Annotated in this window: 18 protein-coding genes; 10 read left to right on the top strand and 8 right to left on the bottom strand. The window is 68.2% G+C overall.

Translation table 11 applies throughout. The features are described from left to right. Nucleotides 1–164 precede the first annotated feature (164 nt). From A5789_RS14890 to A5789_RS14880, 3 genes are all read right to left on the bottom strand, one after another. Nucleotides 165–1,184, bottom strand: a complete 1,020-nt coding sequence (locus A5789_RS14890) for an LLM class flavin-dependent oxidoreductase (RefSeq protein ID WP_064906337.1) — start codon at nucleotides 1,182–1,184, stop codon at nucleotides 165–167. Nucleotides 1,185–1,217: 33 nt separating this feature from the next. Next, nucleotides 1,218–1,574 carry a helix-turn-helix transcriptional regulator gene (locus tag A5789_RS14885; RefSeq protein WP_227463096.1) on the bottom strand — a complete coding sequence of 119 codons (357 nt, stop codon included), beginning with the start codon at nucleotides 1,572–1,574 and terminating at the stop codon, nucleotides 1,218–1,220. A gap of 105 nt (nucleotides 1,575–1,679) precedes the next feature. After that, nucleotides 1,680–2,939 carry an MFS transporter gene (locus tag A5789_RS14880; RefSeq protein WP_064906335.1) on the bottom strand — a complete coding sequence of 420 codons (1,260 nt, stop codon included), beginning with the start codon at nucleotides 2,937–2,939 and terminating at the stop codon, nucleotides 1,680–1,682. A gap of 189 nt (nucleotides 2,940–3,128) precedes the next feature. On the opposite strand from A5789_RS14880, the gene A5789_RS14875 reads away from it, so the two are divergent. Further along, nucleotides 3,129–4,664: an FAD-binding protein gene (locus tag A5789_RS14875; RefSeq protein WP_063014405.1), complete on the top strand. Its 1,536-nt coding sequence runs from the start codon at nucleotides 3,129–3,131 to the stop codon at nucleotides 4,662–4,664. Here A5789_RS14875 and A5789_RS14870 read toward each other — a convergent pair. After that, entirely contained in the window at nucleotides 4,661–5,251 is a 591-nt protein-coding gene (locus A5789_RS14870) for a helix-turn-helix domain-containing protein (protein WP_063014320.1), read from the bottom strand. The genes A5789_RS14875 and A5789_RS14870 overlap by 4 nt on opposite strands. Nucleotides 5,252–5,329: 78 nt before the next feature. Between A5789_RS14870 and A5789_RS14865 the strand changes: the two genes are divergently transcribed. After that, entirely contained in the window at nucleotides 5,330–6,352 is a 1,023-nt protein-coding gene (locus tag A5789_RS14865; protein WP_064906391.1) for an NAD(P)/FAD-dependent oxidoreductase, read from the top strand. Between the two features lie 26 nt (nucleotides 6,353–6,378). Further along, nucleotides 6,379–7,074, top strand: a complete 696-nt coding sequence (locus tag A5789_RS14860) for a class I SAM-dependent methyltransferase (protein ID WP_082940730.1) — start codon at nucleotides 6,379–6,381, stop codon at nucleotides 7,072–7,074. Nucleotides 7,075–7,085: 11 nt separating this feature from the next. Here the strand turns inward: A5789_RS14860 and A5789_RS14855 are convergent, their stop codons facing one another. Next, nucleotides 7,086–7,616: an NUDIX hydrolase gene (locus A5789_RS14855; protein WP_063014322.1), complete on the bottom strand. Its 531-nt coding sequence runs from the start codon at nucleotides 7,614–7,616 to the stop codon at nucleotides 7,086–7,088. Nucleotides 7,617–7,712: 96 nt separating this feature from the next. Here A5789_RS14855 and A5789_RS14850 point away from each other — a divergent pair, with 96 nt between their 5' ends. Genes A5789_RS14850 through A5789_RS14840 form a run of 3 tightly spaced genes read left to right on the top strand, consistent with a single transcriptional unit; the run spans nucleotide 7,713 to nucleotide 10,349 of the window. Further along, the gene (locus A5789_RS14850; RefSeq protein WP_064906333.1) at nucleotides 7,713–8,384 is read left to right on the top strand and encodes a class I SAM-dependent methyltransferase; all 672 of its coding nucleotides are present in this window, start codon (nucleotides 7,713–7,715) and stop codon (nucleotides 8,382–8,384) included. Between the two features lie 12 nt (nucleotides 8,385–8,396). After that, nucleotides 8,397–9,959 carry an NAD(P)/FAD-dependent oxidoreductase gene (locus A5789_RS14845; protein WP_064906331.1) on the top strand — a complete coding sequence of 521 codons (1,563 nt, stop codon included), beginning with the start codon at nucleotides 8,397–8,399 and terminating at the stop codon, nucleotides 9,957–9,959. A 36-nt stretch (nucleotides 9,960–9,995) separates the two neighbouring features. Next, nucleotides 9,996–10,349 (top strand): glyoxalase superfamily protein, encoded by a 354-nt coding sequence (locus A5789_RS14840; RefSeq protein WP_063014409.1) that lies wholly within the window; start codon nucleotides 9,996–9,998, stop codon nucleotides 10,347–10,349. 12 nt (nucleotides 10,350–10,361) lie between these two features. On the opposite strand, the gene A5789_RS14835 is transcribed toward A5789_RS14840, so the two are convergent. Beyond that, the gene (locus A5789_RS14835; protein ID WP_064906329.1) at nucleotides 10,362–10,922 is read right to left on the bottom strand and encodes a dihydrofolate reductase family protein; all 561 of its coding nucleotides are present in this window, start codon (nucleotides 10,920–10,922) and stop codon (nucleotides 10,362–10,364) included. Nucleotides 10,923–11,048: 126 nt separating this feature from the next. Further along, entirely contained in the window at nucleotides 11,049–11,813 is a 765-nt protein-coding gene (locus A5789_RS14830) for a GDSL-type esterase/lipase family protein (RefSeq protein WP_231956646.1), read from the bottom strand. Between A5789_RS14830 and A5789_RS14825 the strand changes: the two genes are divergently transcribed. The 3 genes from A5789_RS14825 to A5789_RS14815 all read left to right on the top strand — a co-directional run bounded on the left by A5789_RS14825 (nucleotide 11,763) and on the right by A5789_RS14815 (nucleotide 15,914). After that, nucleotides 11,763–12,536 (top strand): 2OG-Fe(II) oxygenase, encoded by a 774-nt coding sequence (locus A5789_RS14825; protein WP_064906326.1) that lies wholly within the window; start codon nucleotides 11,763–11,765, stop codon nucleotides 12,534–12,536. The two genes, A5789_RS14830 and A5789_RS14825, sit on opposite strands and share 51 nt — an antisense overlap. Further along, entirely contained in the window at nucleotides 12,523–13,293 is a 771-nt protein-coding gene (locus A5789_RS14820) for an SDR family NAD(P)-dependent oxidoreductase (RefSeq protein WP_227463097.1), read from the top strand. Before A5789_RS14825 ends, A5789_RS14820 begins: the two co-directional genes overlap by 14 nt. A 248-nt stretch (nucleotides 13,294–13,541) precedes the next feature. Next, complete coding sequence (locus A5789_RS14815; RefSeq protein WP_063014342.1) at nucleotides 13,542–15,914, top strand: lysylphosphatidylglycerol synthase transmembrane domain-containing protein; 2,373 nt, start codon at nucleotides 13,542–13,544, stop codon at nucleotides 15,912–15,914. Nucleotides 15,915–16,071: 157 nt separating this feature from the next. On the opposite strand, the gene fadD5 is transcribed toward A5789_RS14815, so the two are convergent. Continuing rightward, complete coding sequence (gene fadD5, locus A5789_RS14810) at nucleotides 16,072–17,637, bottom strand: fatty-acid--CoA ligase FadD5 (protein WP_063014344.1); 1,566 nt, start codon at nucleotides 17,635–17,637, stop codon at nucleotides 16,072–16,074. 417 nt (nucleotides 17,638–18,054) lie between these two features. Between fadD5 and A5789_RS14805 the strand changes: the two genes are divergently transcribed. Then, entirely contained in the window at nucleotides 18,055–19,026 is a 972-nt protein-coding gene (locus tag A5789_RS14805) for a nitronate monooxygenase family protein (RefSeq protein ID WP_030514128.1), read from the top strand. Nucleotides 19,027–19,058: the final 32 nt, after the last annotated feature.

Here is a 19,058-nt window from a genome sequence, read left to right as displayed (position 1 = left end):
CGGCACCGACCACCACCCAGTCGCCCACCACCCAATCGACGACCACCGAGCCGACGACGACGCAGCCGACCACCACGTCGGCGGCGCCGACCACGACGGCCACGAAGTAGCCGACCCCAGGTGAGCCGACAACGGCCGGGCCCGTAGCAACGGGCCCGGCCGTTTCAGTTGGCCGCTCGCTCGGCGAGCATCGCGGACGCGGTCAGTTCGACCGATCGGACGCGGTCGGCGATATCGGTGGCGTGGTGGACGAGAATCAGCTCGTCGGCTCCGATCGAGGCGGCGAATTCGTCGAGGTAGTCGCGCACTTCGTCGGCGGTGCCGGCGGCGGTGTAGCGCGTCATCGAGGACAGCTGGGCGCCGTTCGGAGAGGCGAGGAAGGCGTCGATCTCCGCGTCGGTGAAGGTCGCCGTGCCGGCGCCGCGGGAGATCATCATGCGGGCGCGGGCCCGGTAGGAGACGGTCTTCTGCGCGATCGCCGCGTCGTGGGTCTCGGCGGCGAACACGTTGGCGCCGGCCATCACATACGGTTCGGAAAGCTGTTCGGAGGCTTGGAACTTCTCGCGGTAGACCTGGACCGCCTGGTGGAGTGCGTCGGGTGCGAAGTGCGATGCGAACGCGTACGGCAGGCCGAGATGCGCCGCGAGCTGGGCGCCGAACAGCGAGGAACCCAGAATGTAGAGCGGCACGATGCCTTGCGCACGCGGCACGGCCTCCACCCCGGGGATCCGCGACCGGCCGCTCAGATATCCCTGCAGCTCCAGAACGTCTTGCGGGAACGAGTCGGCCGAATGCGGATCGCGGCGCAGGGCGAGCATCGTCTTCTGATCGCTGCCGGGCGCGCGGCCGAGGCCGAGATCGATGCGGCCGGGGAAGAGCGTTTCGAGAGTGCCGAACTGTTCGGCGATGACCAGCGGGGAATGGTTGGGCAGCATGATGCCGCCCGCACCGAGCCGGATGGTCTCGGTGTGTTCGGCCACATGGCCGATGAGCACGCTGGTGGCGCTGGACGCGATCGAGCGCATGTTGTGGTGTTCGGCGTACCAGACGCGCCGATATCCGCTGCGCTCGGCGGCCTGGGCGAGGGCGACGCTGTTGGCGAAACTCTCGCGCGCGGTCGCGCCGGGTGCCACCGACGCCAGGTCGAGGATGGACAGGGCGGTGGGCCCAGTGGCGGTAGGCATGGTCGCTGCCTTTCGTACTCGGGGGTGCGTGGATCAGAGCACGCGGTGTAGTCGGTCGGTGAAGTGCCGGATGCGGGCCTCGTCGCGGCGGTAGTACGTCCACTGCCCGCGCCGGGTGGCGACGAGGAAGCCCGCGCGCTGCAGTACCGCCAGATGGGCGGAGATGGTCGAGGCCGACGTTCCGGCCCGCCGCTGGATCAGTCCGACGCACACGCCGAGTTCAGCCGAATCCTGTTCCAGCTCAGCGAAATTCGCGTGCGGGTCTTTGAGCCAGTGCAGGATCTGCAGCCTGGTCCGGTTGGCCAGGGCCTTGCATTCCTCGAGCATCTCGCATTCGGCCTCGCTCACCTCCGCGAGGTCTCCCGCGCGGACCGATCCGCTGTCGCGCACATCCACCATCCTTCGGCATTTCGCTAATTAACGAATTTAGGCGCCCGACAGCGGACCGGCACTGTGTCGCTCATCACCCGGGTCGCTCAGCACCCGGGTCGCCGGTCACCCCTGCCGCATCGGCTCCGGCGCCGGCTGCGGTTCCACCGCGTCGTCCGCGTCGACGTATCCGCCTCGGAACAGCAGCAACGGCGTGGCCAGCAACAGCACACCGGCGACGGCGAGTGCGGTGCGCGGGCCGGTGAGTTGCGCCAGCACGCCCCAGAGTGCGGTCAGTATCGCGGTGGTGGCCTTTCCGGTGATCGACCACGCCGTCAGCATGCGTGCCACCACTCCCGGATCCGTGCGCTGCAGGCGGTAGGTCGCCATCACCGGATTGAAGATCCCGATGCTCGCGATGAGACCGGCCTCGACGAGAATCACCAGCACCAGACCATCGAGCCCCGCGGTGATCCCTGCCAATCCGATCGGCCAGCAGGCCCTCAGGCTGCCGGCGACCAGGACGATCCGGCGTTCCCCGTACCGCCGGACCAGCCGGGGCGACAGCCGGGAGCCGAGCAGGCCCGCCAGGCAGGGGATTCCGAATGCCAGCCCGTACTGCCAGGTCGGAAAGCCGAGGCGACCGAGCATCAGCACGGCCAGCACCGGCGCGGTCGCCATGATCAGCCCGTTCACGGCGACGGAGTTGAGAAACAGCGGCCGCAGTCCGGGATGGGCCAGCAGATAGCGCCAGCCCGCGAACAGATCGGCGGCGCGGGTGCGCGTGGCCTTCCCGCGATCCGGACGCGGTTCGCCGGCGCGGATCGAGCCGAGCGCTGCGGCGGACAGCAGATAGCTGCACGCGTCCGCGAGGACGGTCGTGACCGGACCGAACAATCCGATCGCGGTACCGCCCAGCGGCGGCCCCAGCGCGGTCGCGGTCCAGGTGGTGGATTCGAATCTGCCGTTGGCGGCGAGCAGATCCTCCTGCGAGACAACGCTTTTCAGGTAGGCGCCACTCGCCGCGCGGAAGGCGATATCGGCCGCGGCCACCACGACGGAGACGACGAGCAGTTGCGCGTAACCGAGTACGCCGAAGGCGAAGGCGACCGGAATACTGAGCATGGCGGCGAAGCGCAGCAGATCGGTCGCGACCATCACCGGACGTTTCGGCCGGTACTCGACCCAGGGGCCGAGCGGCAGGGCGAGCAACACGCCGACCGCGAGACCGGCGGCGGCCAGTGCCGAGACCGCGCCCGGTCCGGTGTGCAGCACGCGGATCGCGATCAGGGGTAGCGCATCCAGAGCCAGGTAGGTGCCGAAGGTGCTCACCGCGTAGGCGGACCAGAGCCGGGTGAACGAGGTGCCCAGCGAACGATTCATCATCGAGGGGATCGAAGCAATCGGCCCGGGCGGCGCGCAAACAACCGACACGCGCGCGGCCACAACCGCCGGTTGTATCGCGGTGACACGGATCGGCCGCGGCGACCACCCCGTTCCTGCCCATCGGGATCATCGGTGACGCGTGGGCGCCGAGCGCTTACCGTGAGCACAGACGAGTGCTGGGAGTGTGCGGTGACGGACTGGAACGAAGAAGTCGATGTACTGGTCGCGGGTTCGGGCGGCGGTTTGGCCGGCGCCTATACCGCTGCGCGGGAGGGACTTTCGGTGGCCGTGGTGGAGGCGACCGAGAAATTCGGCGGCACCACCTCGTATTCGGGCGGCGGCGGAGTGTGGTTTCCGTGCAACCCGGTGCTGCGGCGGGCCGGTGTGGACGACACCTTCGAGGACGCGCTCACCTATTTCCGCGCGGTCGTCGGTGATCGCACACCCGCCGACCTGCAGGAGACCTATATCCGCAACGGCGCCCGGGTGATCGAGTACCTGGAGAGCGACGACAGTTTCGAATTCCAGATGTTCCCGTGGCCGGATTATTTCGGGGCGGCGCCGAAGGCTCGTACCGACGGTAAGCGTCATATCGTTCCGGCGCCGCTGCCCGCCGCGACGCTGGGGGAACTCGCCGCAGCCGTGCGCGGCCCGCTGGGGACCGATCGGCTGGGCGAGCCGCAGCCGAAATATCTGATCGGCGGCCGCGCCCTGGTCGGGCGGTTCCTGCTGGCGCTGTCGAAGTACCCCCACGTCTCGCTGCAGCTGAACACCCCGCTCGTCGAGCTGGTCACCGAGAACGGCGCGGTGGTCGGCGCGATCGTGGAACGCGAGGGCACGCGAGTCGCCATCCGGGCCCGCAAGGGAGTTCTGCTGGCGGCGGGCGGTTTCGAAGGCAACGACGACCTGCGCCGGCGCTTCGGCGTCCCCGGACGAGCGCGGGACACCATGGGGCCCTGGGGAAATCAGGGCAGGGCGCACGAGGCCGGAATGGCGGTCGGCGCCGATACCGATCTGATGGATCAGGCGTGGTGGTCGCCGGGAATGATTCATCCCGACGGCCGTGCGGCGTTCGCACTGTGGTTCACCGGGGGCATATTCGTCGACGGGGCCGGACAGCGTTTCGTCAACGAATCCGCACCCTACGACCGGCTGGGCCGCGACATCATCGCCCGCCTGGACGAGGGTTCCATGACACTGCCGTTCTGGATGATCTACGACGACAGCGCCGGCCCGGTACCACCGGTGCAGGCCAGCAACGTGCCGATGGTCGATCACGAGGAGTATGTGCGGGCGGGGCTGCGGCACAGTGCGGCGACCCTGGACGAACTCGCCGAGAAGATCGGCGTTCCGGCGCAGGCGCTGGCCGACACCGTGAACCGATTCAACGACTTCGCCGACCGCGGCGTCGACGAGGATTTCGGGCGCGGTGACGAGGCCTACGATCGCGCCTTCTCGGAAGGAAAGTCGCCGCTGGTGCCGATTCGGAAGGGGCCTTTCCACGCCGCCGCCTTCGGCATCTCCGACCTGGGCACCAAGGGCGGGTTGCGCACCGATACGACCGCTCGGGTGCTGAACGAATCCGGCACCCCGATTCCCGGGCTGTACGCCGCGGGTAACACCATGGCCGCGGTGAGCGGAACCGTCTATCCCGGCGGCGGTAATCCGATCGGGGCATCGGTGCTGTTCAGCCATCTGGCCGCGCTGGATATGGCCGGACGCTAGTCCCCGCCGGCTCTGGGGCGGGCGCGCACGTGGGCGCGCTCGCCCTGTTTGCCGAACAGGCTCAGGAATTCGACGGACTGTTCGTCGGCCGGGCCGAACCAGTGCGGGACGCGAGTATCGAATTCGGCGGCCTCGCCCGGGGCCAGCACGAGGTCGTGTTCGCCGAGGATCAGGCGGAGACGTCCATTGAGGACGTAGAGCCACTCGTACCCCTCGTGGGTCTGCGGATCCGGTTCGCCGCGGCGGTTCTCGGGGTGGATCACCATCTTGTAGGCCTGAATGCCGCCCGCGCGCCGGGTCAGCGGCAGCATGGTCATCCCGTGCCGGGTGATCGGTCGCAGATGGATGCGCGGGTCGCCGGTGGGCGGGGCGTCGACGAGTTCGTCGAGCGTGACGCCGTGGGCCCGGGCCAGCGGCAGCAGCAGTTCGAGGGTCGGCTTGCGGTCGCCCGATTCCAGGCGGGACAGGGTGCTCACCGAGATGCCGGTCGTCGTGGACAGATCGGCGAGCGTGGTCTGGCGTTGTTGCCGCAGTGCGCGCAGCCGCGGGCCCACGGCGTCGAGCGCTCGGTCCAGGTTCTCGTCCATGCGTCCAGTTTGCCATTTCAGCAAAGATGTTTGCCATGTTCTCCACGTATCCGGCACGGTGGACGCCAGGAGGTGGTCATGGTGACCGATGAGCTGAACAGCAACTACGACGTGGTGATCGTCGGCGGTGGGGCAGCGGGGTTGAACGGCGCGTTGATGCTGGCGCGGGCCCGCCGATCGGTGGCGGTGGTCGACGCCGGCGCACCCCGCAACGCCCCGGCCGACGGGGTGCACGGCCTGCTCGGCCGGGAAGGGATGCCGCCGGCGGAACTGCTCGCCCGCGGCCGCACCGAGGTGCGCGGCTACGGCGGGCACATCGTGTCCGGTGAGATCACCGGCGCTGTCCGCGAGGACGGCGAATTTCTCCTCGAACTCGCCGACGGGCGGACCGTGCGAGCGCGCCGCCTGCTGGTGACCACCGGCTTGGTCGACGAGATTCCGGAGGTCGCGGGCCTGCGGGAACGCTGGGGCCGCGATGTCGTGCACTGTCCGTACTGCCACGGATGGGAGGTCCGGGACCGCAGGATCGGGGTGATCGCCAACGGCCCGATGTCCGTCCACGGCGCGCTGCTGTTCCGGCAGTGGACCGACGATGTCGTCCTGTTCACCCACACCATGGACGCACCCGGCGGCGAGGAGGCGGAAAAGCTTGCCGCGCGGGGTATTCCGGTGATCACGGGGGAAGTGGCGGCGCTGGAGGTCGCCGGGGACCACATCACCGGTGTGCGGCTCGCCGACGGAACGGTGGTGGCACGCGAGGTGATCACCGTCGGCCCACGCATGGTCGCGCGGTCCGAGATCCTTCGCAAACTCGGTCTCGAGCCTGTCGACCATCCTTCGGGCGCAGGCGAATACATTGCCACCGATGCGATGGGCCGCACCGACGTTCCGGGCGTGTGGGCGGCGGGCAATGTCACCGACCTGAGCGCACAGGTGGGTGCGGCGGCCGCCGCGGGCGCGTTCGCGGCCGCGCAGATCAATGCCGATCTGGTGGAGGAGGAGACGCGCCGGGCGGTGGAACGGCATCGACGCGGATTCTCCGCCGACGATGAGAGGGAGCTCGCCGACCGCGTGCTCGGCGATCGGCGCCACGGCCTGTGAACTCGCACCCCACCGAAGGAGCCGACATGAGCGGCAGCCATCCGACCGGCGGCGACACGACCGGTGACCACGCACACCACGAGCATCGGCACGGCTCCGCCGGGCGTGAATTCGACCGGCACTATTGGGAACAGCGTTATCACGGCGCCGGTTCGGCGTCGGAGAGCGAACCCAATCCCCACCTCATCGGCGAACTCGCCGGCCTGCCGCCCGGCACGGCCCTGGACGCCGGCTGCGGTGAGGGCGCGGAGGCGATCTGGCTGGCCCGGCAGGGCTGGCGGGTCACCGCCGTCGATATCGCGGCGGCGGCCGTCGCGCGCGGCAGGGAGCGCGCCGATCGGGCCGGCCGCGACATCGCCGGCCGAATCGATTGGCACGCAGCGGATATGACGCAGTGGGACGCGGGCGAGAACCACTTCGACCTGGTCTGCGCATGCTACGTACACCCGGTCGATTCGAACGACGCCCTGTTCGAGCGCCTGGCCGCCGCCGTGGCGCCGGGCGGAACGCTGTTCATCGTCGGCCACGCCCCCGGGGATCACGAGTCGGCCGCCCACACCTCCGCTTCCCACGTGCACGTCACCGCCGAGCAGATTGCCGCCGGATTGGCGCCGGATCGCTGGGATGTTCAGCTGGTCGAGAGCCGGACGCGATCGGTCGTCCGTTCGAACGGGGAGTCGATCACACTGCGGGACAGCGTTTTCCGAGCCCGGAGGCGTTGACCACCGCCGGATCAGCGGCGCTCGTGGAGCAGGAGGAGACCGTAGGCGGCGATGGTCTGCGAGTCGGTGATCTCGCCGGTGCGGATCATCCGTTCCACGACGCCGCGCTCGAACCACTGGGACCGCATGTCCTGTTCTTCGGGTTCGCGTTCGGGTTCGCCCGCGGTGAGACCGGTGGCCAGGTAGGCGTGGCCGCGTTGGGCCAGCGTGGCCGGTGCGGCGTCGAGGATGCCGAGGTGGGTGAGGTCGGCGGCGCGCAGACCGGTCTCCTCGCGCAGTTCGCGGCGGGCGATCTCGACCGGGTCGTCGGACTCGCCACCCGGCAGCGCGCCCGCCGGGAACTCCCAGCACCGTTGTCCCAGTGGGTATCTGAACTGCTCGACCAGATGCAGACGGTCGCCCTCCAGCGGCACCACCACCGCGAATTCCGCCCGGTGGACCACGCCGTAGATGCCGGTGGAGCCGTCGGCGCGGCGAATACTGTCCTCGCGGACCTCGATCCAGGGATTTCGATACACGATGCGGGAGGTGAGCGTTCTCATCCGTCCGCCTCCCGGTGCTGCGTCGAGGTGGCCATGCCGCGACCCTACGCGCCGAAACCCGGAAGGGTCCGGGCTCGACGTGGGTAGGCTGCCGGAGTGAATGCGAATTCCGATGCGGTCGCGGCCGCATACGACGGGGTGGCGGAGCTCTACACCAACCTCTTCCGGGATGCGATGGTGAACGCGCCGGTCGATCAGGCGATGCTGGGGCTGTTCGCGGAGCTGGTACAGGCCGAGGACCGCGGGCCGGTGGCAGACCTGGGATGTGGTCCGGGCCGGATCACCGGATATCTGGATGGGTTGGGGCTGAACACCTTCGGGCTCGACGCCTCGGCGGAAATGATCCGGATGGCCCGCGAGGTCCATCCGCATCTGCGATTCGAACAGGGCTCGATGGAGAAGCTGGACGTCGCCGACGGCGGGTTCGGCGCAATTGTGGCCTGGTACAGCATCATTCATATGCAGCCGGAGCAATTGCCGGATCTGTTCGCGGAATTCGCTCGCGCACTGGCCGCCGACGGTTATCTCATGCTGGCGTTCCAGGCGGCCGACGACGGCGCCGAACGGCAACCGTACGACCACAAGGTGGCGCCGGTGGTGCGGTGGTCTCCCGAACGCCTCACGCAGATGCTGCGGCCGCACGGGTTCGTCCCGGTGGCCCGGATGGTGCGACCCCCGGAACCCGACGAGCGGTGCCCGCACGGATATCTGCTGGTGCGCAAGTCCGCGACACCCGGCGGATCGGACGCGGGTCGCGCGGATTCGTGATATCCAGGGCTGATGCGCGACTCCTATGACGTCGTCATCGTCGGCGGCGGGCACAACGGGCTGGTGGCCGCGGCGTACCTGGCGCGCGCCGGACTGTCGGTACTGGTCCTCGAGCGGCAGGACCATACCGGTGGAGCGGCGGTGTCGGAGCAGGTGTTCGCCGGGATCGATGCGCGACTGTCGCGGTATTCGTATCTGGTGAGTCTGCTTCCGGATCGGATCGTCCGGGATCTGGATCTGCGGTTCCGGACCCGCGAGCGGCGGATCTCGTCGTACACGCCGGTCGGCGACACCGGGTTGCTCGTCGACACGGCCGATGCCGGACGAACCCGCGAGAGCTTTCGCCGGGTCACCGGATCCGATGCGGATTTCGAGGCGTGGCAACGGTTCTACGCGACGACCGCGCGGGCCGCGCAGCGGATCTTTCCGACCATGCTGCGGCCGCTGCCCACCCGTACCGGACTACAGCGGGTGCTCGACGATCCGGACGCCTGGGAGATGCTGTTCGAGCGGCCGCTCGGCGAAACCGTCGAGGCGCGATTCCGGGACGACACCGTGCGCGGCGTGGTCTTCACCGATGCGCTGATCGGCACGTTCACGCACGCGCACGATCCGGGGTTGCGGCAGAATCGCTGCTTCCTCTACCACGTGATCGGCAACGGGACCGGCGAGTGGAACGTGCCGGTCGGCGGGATAGGCGCGCTGACCGATGCCCTCGCCGATGCGGCGCTGCGGGCGGGTGCGCGGGTGCGCACGTCGTGCACGGTGACCGGGATCGACACCGACGGCGACACAGCGCAGGTCCGGTTCGACACGCCGGACGAATCCGGCCTGGCCGATGCCCGCCACGTCCTGGTCAACGCGGCGCCCGCGACCCTTGCCCGGCTGTTGGGCGAGCCGGTCGACGCGCTGCCCGAGGGCAGTCAGTTCAAGGTGAACATGCTGCTGCGCCGGCTCCCCCGGCTGCGCACCGAGATCGATCCGCGCGCGGCGTTCTCGGGCACGTTCCACATCGCGGAGGGATACGACCAGCTCGAACGGGCCTATCGCGAGGCGGCCGGCGGGCGATTCCCGAGCGCCCCGCCATCGGAGATCTACTGCCATACGCTGACGGATCCGTCGATTCTCGGTTCCGAGGCCGCCGAACAGGGCATGCATACACTGACCCTGTTCGGTTTGCACACTCCGGCAACTCTTTTCGAGCACGGCTCACGCGACGAACTGCTGGCTTCGACGCTGCGACAACTGGATGCCGTTCTGGCCGAGCCGCTTTCCGGCTGTCTCGCCACGGATGCGAACGGCGATCCGTGTATCGAGGCCAGAACCCCGTTGGAATTGGAGGCCGAACTCGGCCTGCCACGCGGCCATATCTTCCACGGCGACTTGGATTTTCCGTTTCGCACCGACGACGATTCCGCGCCCGCCGCTCGCTGGGGAGTCGGCACGGGCCATCGCAACATCTTCCGGTGCGGTGCCGGCGCGGTCCGCGGCGGTGGCGTGAGCGGAATCGGCGGTCACAACGCGGCCATGGCGGTACTGGAGATTATGGGCCGCACCGCCCCCGCGGCGGACTAGCATTACCGACCGATGCCCGGCGGACAGGAGAACCGCATGCGCACCCATCGCATCTTGCCCAACCTTCGAGTGGCCGATATCGAGGCCGCCCGCGATTTCTACACCGAATTCCTCGGCCTGAGCACCGAGGAATTCGATATGGGCTGGGTTGCCCGCTACACGTCCCCGGATACGGGCGCCGCCATCCAGCTCGTCACGCAGGACGCGGCCGCGCCTGCGGACTCCGTCGCGTCGGTGCTGGTGGACGACGTCGACGCCGCCTATGCGCAGGCGCAACGACTCGGCTACGAGATCGTCCATCCCCTCACCACCGAGCCCTGGGGAGTTCGCCGGTTCCTGGTCCGCGCCCCGGACGGCAACGTGCTCAATATCGTCCGCCACCGCGAATGAGTGGCGGGCCGGTCAGCCGAAGCTGGGTCGCACCACCGAATTGCCGGTGACCCGATAGGTGGTGAGGAGGACGCCGTTGTCGAGCACCTCGGATTCGGCGAGGGCGAGGGTGGCTTCCGGCTCGACGGACTCGAACAGCCGCAGGCCGCTGCCCAGCAGGACGGGGTAGACGACCAAGCGGTACTCGTCGACCAGTTCGTGCTCGCGCAGGTACTTCACCAGCGAAGCGCTGCCGAAGACCAGCAGGTTCTGCTCGGTCCGCAGTTTCGCGATGCCGGCGGCGAGATCGCCCTCGATGCGCTGAGCGTTCCACTCCAGCTCACGCAGCGAATCGGTCGCCACATACTTGGGCATGCTGTTCATCTTGTCCTTGTACGCACCCTCTTCCGGGTGGTCCGGCCAGGACGCGGCGAACATCTGATACGTGGTGCGGCCCAGCAGCAAGGCGTCGACCGCCTCCAGCTCACCGGATTTGTACTTCGCGATGCCGTCGCACCAGAAGGGTGCGGTCCACAGCGGATCCTGGATGAATCCGTCCAGCGAAACGAACTCGGCGACAACGATCTTCCCCATGATTGACCTGCTCCTCTGCAACCTGTCACCGGCCCGGTCGGCCGATGCGTTCGAACCATGAAGACGGGACGAACAACGCTAACTAATCGGTGCGGAGAAAAACGCGGTGCGGAGAAATACGGCGGATCAGCTCACCGTGGGGAGACGGGTGCGAGGTTCGGTCAGCCATTGCAGCCAGTGCGGGCCGATCATGGCCGCCAGTTGCTCGTAGCCCGGCGCGCCGGGGTGGTAGCCGTCGCCCACGCGCAGTTCGCGCATCCAGATGTCGTTGTGGCGCAGCGGTTGGTGAACGCGAAGATACTGAACCTGTTCGCCGGAACACATTTCGGTGAACCGATCGTCCAATTCGACTGTGCGCGTGTTCTGTTCGTCGTCGATACAGGGCGGGGGCGCGACCACCAGGACGGTCCAGTCGAGTTCGGCGCAGCGGCGCAGCATGCGGCGGAGATTGGCCGCGGACTCGTCGGCCGGCACCCGGATCGCCCCGTTTTCCCACAGCGTGTCGTTGACGCCGAAGGAGAAGACGACCCGCGCGTCGACCTCGCCGGATAATCGCTGTCCGCATTCGGCCTCCCAGCGGGCGGCGATATCGGAGGAGGTCTGGCGTCGCACCCCGAGGTTGTAATAGGTCAGCGGTATTCCTGCCGCTGTCGCACGCCCAGCGAGCCGGCCCGCCCACCCGAGACACTGCGGATCTCCCAGTCCCGCAACCAGAGAATCTCCCACGAAACAGACCCGAACGTCGCGCACCACCGGGTGATGGTTGCACAAACCGGGACGAACTCGGCGCGGTACCGGGAAGGCAATAAGATCGGCGGGGTAGTCCGGGAGGGAGCTTGTATGTTGTCCGAGGCGCCGTTGCCGCGCTGGTTCATCGATCTGCTGGCACATCGGCGATGGATTCGCCGCACCCGCCCCTTCCCCCACGTCTACGTCCGCGACGTCTTCGTCGCCGAGTTCTACCAGCGGCTCGCGATCGAATTCGAACGAGTGCGCACCGATCGCCGGGACCTGTTCGGTCCGGTTGCCGCGGGCTACGGCGCCTCCGGCGCGAGCCTGACCCGGATGCGCAACGGACCGCTCGAGGTCTTCCTGTCGCGCGCCTGGCACGACCTGATCGAACGGGTCGCGGGCGTCCCGGCCAGCGGCGACGTGGAGGGCTCACTTCATCATCACCCGCCGGGGAGTCCGCGCGGCTGGCCGCACCACGACCTCACCCCGGCCTGGTTCCCGGGGGCGGCGCCCGGGCCGGACACGGTCGGCCTGCCGGGCGACGATATCGATCTGAAGTCCGGCGCCCGGCCCGCGGGGGTGCCGGCGCGTGAAATGGTGCGCGCCGTCGCGGTGCTGTTCTATCTGGGCAACGGCGAATGGCAACCGGGCGACGGCGGCGAGACGGGACTGTTCGCCGATATCGGCGCCGCGGAGCCGACACCCACGGTGGTCGTTCCGCCACTGGACAATTCGATGGTCGTCTTCGAATGCACGCCGCGGTCCTGGCACACCTTCCTCGGCGCCAACACCGCGGCCCGCAACAGTGTGGTGATGTGGTTGCACCGGCCCAAGGAGCAGGCGGCGAGCCGCTGGGGAGGGGACCGCATTGTCCAGTGGTGACAGCCGTCGAGTGTGCCTGCTCACCGGGGCGGGCGGGCGATTGGGCGATGCGTTCTGCCGCGCGTACTACCGGGACTACGACATCGTGGCCGTCTGCCGCAATCGGGTTCCGGCCGCGCCCTCCCAGGAGGAATGGTTCATCGATCCGCTGGAACCCTGGCAGCCGGTTCCGGAGAACGACTCCCGCATCTTCGTCGTGCGCGCCGATCTGCGCCGCGAGGGCGAGGCCGAGCGAGTGGTGGATCTGGCACTGGCGAAATTCGGCGGGGTCGATCTGCTGGTCAACAATGCGGCGCAGCTGGATCTGCAGCCGAACGGCCTGGTCGACGGCGACACCGCCCTCGACGCGCTCGCCCCGCAGTTCGCGATGAACGTCGAGGTGCCGCTGCGACTGGCGACGCGGCTCGCACAGCGTTGCTGGCTGCATCGCGGCGACGAGAATCGGGCGCGCAATCGCAATATCGTCAACGTCTCGAGTTTGTCCGGATCCCGGGTCTACTCCGGCGGGCAGGCCGTCTATTCCGCGACCAAGGCCGCACTCGACCACCTGACCAGGCATATCGCCGCGGAATTCGCCGAATTCGGGGTCCGCGCGAATGCCGTCGCCCCCAATTCCTTTCCCGCGCTGGTGCCGACGGAGCTGGTCGCGGCCGCGATCGCCGAACTCGACACCGGCACCATGACCGGCGGTATCTTCAGCGTCGGCGACACCGACGCACTCGAACCCGTCACGGCCGGCTCGGGACCGCCCGGGTGACGCTGCGCCCTGCCGGTCCGCGAAGACCCGGGCGCTCGCGCGGTGGCCTCGGCCCGAGCGAGCGGAGATCCGGACGCGGAGCAGCCACCCGAGTTCGGTCGGCTCGTGTGGAGTACGCGCACGCCCACCTGCGCGAACCCGGGGAACGGCGTGTTGCCGACGGGCGCTCGGACGGCCTCCTGCATACTCACACCCGAGCCGACCCAGGGACCGACGCAGCTCCCTCGATCCGAAAGTTTCGATACGACATGCGAGTAGACGGGCGGGAGATCCCCGTCTCCGGCAGTCTGCTGCAGCCGCGGATCAGGCGGACCAGCGACATCATTCGCGTGGTGTTGTCCGCCCTGCTGGTGGCGGTGGTGGTCGCCGGATCGCTCATCACCCGGCCGCGCTGGGAAGCCCTGGAGCGATCGGTCTCCGACATCGTCGGCTTCCTCACGCCCGAACAGTCCAACCTGGTCTATCTGCTCTACGGCATCGCGATTCTGGCATTGCCCTTCGCGATTCTCGTTCGCCTGATCTTCCGGATGCAATGGAAACTGCTCAGCGGCTACGTCACCGCGGGCCTGATCGCGGTCCTGGCGCTGTCCATCACCGAATCCGGAATCTCGGCGCCGCAGTGGCATCTGGCGGTGCCACGCCAGCTCGACACGTTCCTGTCGCAATTTCTCGACGATCCGCGCTGGATCGCGATGCTGGCCGCCGGATTGACCGTGGCCAGTCCCTGGCTGCCGGCATCCTGGCGACGGTTGTGGTGGGCGCTGTTGATCGCGTTCGTGCCGCTGCACCTGTTCGTGAGTCTGGTGGTGCCCTCGCGGGCGATGTTCGGGCTCGCGGTGGGCTGGTTCGTCGGTGCGGTGATCGTCCTGCTGGTCGGCACTCCGGCCTTGGAGGTGCCGCTGGAGGCCGCCGTCCGGGTGCTGGCCGGCCGCGGATACACCGTCACCGGATTCACCGTGCTGCGCCCGGCCGGTCCCGGACCGCTGCTGCTGAGCGCCGACACCGGGCCGCATCGCCAGCTGATCGTGGAGATGTACGGACAGAATCAGCGCAGCTGGGGAATGTTGCGGCAGGTCCGGCGCTGGCTGACCTTCCGCAGCAGCGAACGCACCCCCGCCTTCGCCTCGATGCGCCGCGCGGTCGAGCATCGCGCACTGATGGGTATCGCGCTCGGCGATCTGGGACTGGCCAGCAACAAACCGCTGACGGTGGCCGCGCTGAGCCGCGGCTGGACCCTGTACGCGCACACCGCGCCCCGGGGCCGGCAGCTGGCCCCCGGCGACAGTGAGGTGGTGCTGACCAACGTCTGGCGGTCACTGCAGAACATGCATCGCGCCCAGATCACCCACGGCGATCTGCGAGTCGAGGAAATCCGCATCGCCGAGGGGCGGGTGCTGTTCGGCGGCTTCATGGCGGCGGAATTCGGCGCCTTCGACTCCCGCTTCTCCGCCGATATCGCGCAGCTGTTGCTCACCACGAGTTCCCTGTTCGGGGCGGAAACGGTGGTGGCCACCGCCATTCACGTGCTGGGGGAACAGGCGGTGCTCGACGCCTCGCGCCGGCTCACCAAGAACGGAATCGGCACCCAGGTCCGCAAATCGGTGCCCGACAGCGGTGAACTGATGAAAACGGTCCGCGCCCAAGTACTCCAGCAGACCGGTAAGGATCGGATCGAGGCCGCGCGGATCACCCGCTACTCGCGCAACCAGATCGTGCAGCTGGTGCTGCTGATCGCGCTGGTGTACGTGGCCTACCCGTTCATCAGCCAGGTGCCGACCTTCTTCACCGAACTGCGGACCGCGAACTGGTGGTGGGCGCTGCTGGGGTTGACGATCTCGGCCGCCACCTATGTCGGCGCGGCGATGGCGCTGTGGGGATGTGCCGGGACCTCGGTGAATTTCCGCAAGCTGCTGGGCATGCAGGTCGCCAACACCTTCGCCGCGACCACCACGCCCGCCGGGGTCGGCGGGCTGGCGCTGAGTGTGCGATTCCTGCAGAAGAGCGGCCTGGGCACCGTGAAGGCGACCGCGGCGGTGGCATTGAACCAGGCGGTGCAGGTGATCACGCACGTGGTGCTGCTGATCGTCTTCAGCGTGGCCGCCGGTGTCTCGGCGAACCTGGAACATTTCGTGCCGAGTGCGACCGTGCTGTATCTGCTGGCCGGTGGTCTGCTGGGCGCGGTCGGTGCGGCCATGTTCGTGCCGACGGTGCGACGCTGGCTGCGCAACGAGGTGCGACCGCAGCTGGCGGAGGTGGTCGCGGAACTGCGCACGCTCTCGCGTGAACCGAAACGGCTGCTGATGATCGTCGGCGGCTGCGCGACCACCACGCTCGGCGCGGCGGGCGCGCTGTGGGCGGCCATCGAAGCATTCGGCGGCGCAACGACATTCGTGACCGTGACGGTCGTGACGATGATCGGCGGGACGCTGGCCTCGGCCGCGCCCACGCCCGGTGGTGTGGGCGCGGTGGAGGCGGCGCTGATCGGTGGTCTGGCCGCCTTCGGCGTGCCCGCGGCGATCGGCGTGCCGGCCGTTCTGCTGTACCGGGTACTGACCTGCTGGCTGCCGGTCTTCTGCGGCTGGCCGCTGATGAACTGGCTCACCAAGCACGACATGATCTGAGCCGCACGCCGATTCGCACCGGTCGCGGAGCGAAACGCCCGGCCGCGGGGCCGATACCGCGACGAGCCGCCGAGTGTCGACTCGGCGGCTCGTTCACGACCGGATATGCGGCGCAGGCCTGTTCTCGGCCGTGCCGGGCATATCCTTTGTCCGAAGGTCAGCCCGCGTATTCCTTGCGCAGCTGCACCTTCACCACCTTGCCGCTGGCATTGCGCGGCAGCTCCGGCACGATCACCAGATCCTTCGGATGCTTGTACCGGGCCAGGTTCTCGTTGAGGAACGGGGTCAGCTCCTCGAGTGTCAGCGTTTCGCCGTCGAGCAGCGCGACCACGGCCACCGGCACCTCGCCCCACTTCTCGTGGGCCCGGCCGACCACCGCGGCCTCGTGGATCTTCGGATGCGCGAACAGCACATTCTCCACTTCGGCACAGTAGATGTTCTCGCCGCCGGAGATGATCATGTCCTTCTTGCGGTCGACCACCCAGACGAAGCCCTCCTCGTCCTGGCGAACCAGGTCACCGGAGTGGAACCAGCCGCCGGCGAAGGCTTCCGCGGTCGCCTCGGGCTTGTTCCAGTAGCCCTGCATCATGGTCGGCCCGCGGTAGACGATCTCGCCGATCTCGCCCGGCGCGACATCGTTCATCTCGTCGTCGACGACGCGGCTCTGGATGGTCGGGATGGGCTTACCGACCGAGCCCAGTTTGCGCAGCGCGTCCTTGCCCTCGAGTACGCAGGTGATCGGCGACATCTCGGTCTGGCCGAAGACCGCGACGTTCTGCGCGTTCGGGAAGCATTCGGCCATCGCCCGCAGCACGGTCTCCGAGGCGGGCGCCGCTCCCCAGCTCAACGTCTCCAACGCCAGCTTGCGCTCCTTGACCGTCGGATCCTCGCAGATCAGCTGCCACTGCGCGGGGACACAGAAGGCGGTGGTGGCCTGTTCTGCCTCGATGGCGTCGAGGAATTCGGTCGCGTTGAACGCGCCGAGCGGATGCAACACGGTCTTGGAGCCGAGCATGAACGCCGGGGCGAGGGAGCCCAGTCCGGCGATGTGGAACAGCGGCGAGGTGCAGAAGCCGATGCTGTCGGGGGTGGCGTTCATCGCCCGAATGCAGGTCAGCGCCTGGGCATTCAGATTCTCGTAGGACAGGATCGCGCCCTTGGGGCTGCCGGTGGTGCCCGAGGTGTACATGATCAACGCCGGAGTGTCCTCCGGAATGTCCTGCGGCACATGGGGTTCGCCGGTCTCGGCGAGGAAGTCGTCGTAGCCGATGACGCCCTCGCCCGTGGTGCCACCGATGACGACGCAGGTATGCAGCGCCTCGCTCTGCGCCATCACACCGGTGGCCAGCGGCTGCAGCAGCGAGTCGGTGACGATCGCCGCGGCCCCCGAATCGGCCACGATGTAGGCGACCTCGGGCGGGGTGAGCCGGAAGTTCACCGGTACCGCGATCGCGCCCAGCGCGTTGATGCCGAACACGGCCTCCAGGTACTCGGTGTAGTTGAGCGCCAGAATCAGCACCCGGTCGCCGAAGCCGACACCGCGCCGAGCCAGAGCATCGGCGAATTTCAGTGACCGCTCGTGCAGTTGTTTCCAGGTGGTGTCCTGCCCGCGGAACCGGATCGCCACCGCGTCCGGGCGCATCAGCGCATGCGTGGCGAGCTGGTTGTTCCAGTGGTTTCGACGCGACCGGATCGGTTCGTCGGTCTGGACACCGGTGGTCATGCAGGAACTCCTCTCGGACCGTCGGAGTTCGCCACCGAATGGGCCCGGCGGCGTCGACGGCTGAACCAACAGCGAGAATAGCAACTAACTTTTTGCCGTGACAAGGGTTACATACGAGAATCCCGGTTCACAGAACATTCGCACGAACGCGCCAACTCATGGCTATAACCTGGGTCTTTGGCTGAGTTCACAGTGACCTCAGTTCGCGATCCTTCGAGACTTTCGGAGCAAACTGCCGCTCACATCCTGTTGTCTCCGACGCGGTCGCCATGCCAGTATCGAGCCATCCGGGCAGGCCCGGCTCGCACGCGGCCAGGCACCCGAGGGGCGGCAGTCTGTGCACACACCGGCATCGAGGGGTGCCGGAGATGCCGGGCGCGTCGCCCCGAGTCGTACCGCGGCCAGGAGGACAACCAGATGTTGCGCACCAGATTCACCGAGATGTTCGGTATCGAACACCCGATCGTGCAGGGCGGCATGATGCACGTCGGCCGCGCCGAACTCGTGGCGGCGGTCGCCAACGCCGGGGCGCTCGGTTTCATCACCGCGCTCACCCAGCCGACCCCCGACGATCTGCGGCGCGAGATCGAGCGCACCCGGCAGCTCACCGACAAGCCGTTCGGCGTCAACGTCACCATCCTGCCGTCGATCAACCCGCCGCCGTACCAGGAATACGTTCAGGCGATCATCGAATCGGGCGTGAAGATCGTCGAGACCGCAGGCAGCAACCCGGAGCCGTTCCTGCCCTACTACAAGGAAGCCGGAATCAAGGTGCTGCACAAGTGCACCAGCGTCCGGCACGCGCTCAAGGCGCAGAAGATCGGCGTCGACGGCGTGAGCATCGACGGTTTCGAATGCGCCGGCCACCCGGGTGAGGACGACGTGCCCGGCCTGATCCTGATCCCGGCCGCCACCAAGGCGCTCGACATCCCGGTCATCGCGTCGGGTGGTTTCGCCGACGCCCGCGGCTTGGTCGCGGCGCTGGCTCTGGGCGCCGACGGCATCAACATGGGCACCCGCTTCCTGTGCACCGAGGAGTCCCCGGTGCATCGGAAGGTGAAGGAACAGATCGTCGCCCACACCGAGCGTGACACCCAGCTGATCTTCCGCACCATGCACAACACCGCCCGGGTCGCCGACAACGAGATCAGCCGCAAGGTGGTCGAAATCGAGGCCGCCGGAGGCAAATTCGAGGATGTGCGCGATCTGGTCGCCGGAGCCCGCGGCCGCCGCGTCTTCGACGAGGGCGACCTGGACGCCGGCATCTGGTCGGCCGGACAGGTGCAGGGTCTGATCGACGACATTCCCACCTGCGCCGAGCTGATCTCGCGCATCGTGGACGAGGCCGAGACGCTGATCAACGCGCGACTGGGTTCGCTGGTCGTCTGATTCGGCGTGCGGGGCGAGCCGCGACCGGCATG

It is taken from the genome of Nocardia sp. 852002-51101_SCH5132738 (genome assembly GCF_001665695.1).
GTDB classification, from domain to species: domain Bacteria; phylum Actinomycetota; class Actinomycetes; order Mycobacteriales; family Mycobacteriaceae; genus Nocardia; species Nocardia nova.
This window is presented reverse-complemented; position numbering and strand designations above follow the sequence as displayed.

What these genes read in the sequence shown, in the direction of transcription:
- A5789_RS14890 (WP_064906337.1), bottom strand. Translation starts at nt 1,184, where the DNA reads ATGCCTACCGCCACTGGGCCCACCGCCCTGTCCATCCTCGACCTGGCG.
- A5789_RS14880 (WP_064906335.1), bottom strand. Translation starts at nt 2,939, where the DNA reads ATGATGAATCGTTCGCTGGGCACCTCGTTCACCCGGCTCTGGTCCGCC.
- A5789_RS14870 (WP_063014320.1), bottom strand. Translation starts at nt 5,251, where the DNA reads ATGGACGAGAACCTGGACCGAGCGCTCGACGCCGTGGGCCCGCGGCTG.
- A5789_RS14865 (WP_064906391.1), top strand. Translation starts at nt 5,330, where the DNA reads ATGGTGACCGATGAGCTGAACAGCAACTACGACGTGGTGATCGTCGGC.
- A5789_RS14860 (WP_082940730.1), top strand. Translation starts at nt 6,379, where the DNA reads ATGAGCGGCAGCCATCCGACCGGCGGCGACACGACCGGTGACCACGCA.
- A5789_RS14855 (WP_063014322.1), bottom strand. Translation starts at nt 7,616, where the DNA reads ATGAGAACGCTCACCTCCCGCATCGTGTATCGAAATCCCTGGATCGAG.
- A5789_RS14845 (WP_064906331.1), top strand. Translation starts at nt 8,397, where the DNA reads ATGCGCGACTCCTATGACGTCGTCATCGTCGGCGGCGGGCACAACGGG.
- A5789_RS14840 (WP_063014409.1), top strand. Translation starts at nt 9,996, where the DNA reads ATGCGCACCCATCGCATCTTGCCCAACCTTCGAGTGGCCGATATCGAG.
- A5789_RS14835 (WP_064906329.1), bottom strand. Translation starts at nt 10,922, where the DNA reads ATGGGGAAGATCGTTGTCGCCGAGTTCGTTTCGCTGGACGGATTCATC.
- A5789_RS14825 (WP_064906326.1), top strand. Translation starts at nt 11,763, where the DNA reads ATGTTGTCCGAGGCGCCGTTGCCGCGCTGGTTCATCGATCTGCTGGCA.
- A5789_RS14830 (WP_231956646.1), bottom strand. Translation starts at nt 11,813, where the DNA reads ATGTGCCAGCAGATCGATGAACCAGCGCGGCAACGGCGCCTCGGACAA.
- A5789_RS14815 (WP_063014342.1), top strand. Translation starts at nt 13,542, where the DNA reads ATGCGAGTAGACGGGCGGGAGATCCCCGTCTCCGGCAGTCTGCTGCAG.
- fadD5 (WP_063014344.1), bottom strand. Translation starts at nt 17,637, where the DNA reads ATGACCACCGGTGTCCAGACCGACGAACCGATCCGGTCGCGTCGAAAC.
- A5789_RS14805 (WP_030514128.1), top strand. Translation starts at nt 18,055, where the DNA reads ATGTTGCGCACCAGATTCACCGAGATGTTCGGTATCGAACACCCGATC.